At 32.1% G+C, this 523-nt stretch carries 1 protein-coding gene; it reads right to left on the reverse strand.

What is annotated here, in order from left to right:
• The coding region (locus MBCUR_RS03595) for a DUF11 domain-containing protein (protein WP_169805788.1) at nucleotides 1–503 on the reverse strand (503 nt) is incomplete at its 3' end.
• Between the last annotated feature and the right edge of the window lie 20 nt (nucleotides 504–523).

Raw genomic sequence — 523 nt, forward strand, 5'->3', positions numbered from 1 at the left:
ACAGTAATATTACCAGAATCAGAAGTATTAGCAGAAGTATCACCAGTATTATTCTCAACAAGACCAGTAACACTAACAGTGTTTGTAATATTACCAATACCATTAAGCCTCACAACAATAGTTAAAATAGCACTACTACCATTAGCCAAAGAACCAACAGTCCACTTACCAGTACCATTATCATAAGAAACACTATTAGTCAAAGTAGAATTAACATAAATCAACCTAATGTCTAAAACATCAGTAAGCTCTAAACCAGTAGCAGTATTCGGACCAAAATTAGTCACATTAACAACATAAGAAATAAATGCACCATTTAAAACATTACCACTCACATTGGACTTTTTAGTAATACTAAGGTTTACAGTAGAAACAGCAGTAAAACTAGCAGATTTATAAGTGTCATCTGGATCAGCAAGATTAACCTCATTAATAGCAGTTACATTAGCAGTATTATTAATAAGACCTACACCATTAATCCTAGCAACAATTGTTAAAGTCACAGGAACACCAATATACAAAT

It is taken from the genome of Methanobrevibacter curvatus, from assembly GCF_001639295.1.
In the GTDB taxonomy this organism is placed as follows: Archaea; Methanobacteriota; Methanobacteria; order Methanobacteriales; family Methanobacteriaceae; genus Methanoflexus; species Methanoflexus curvatus.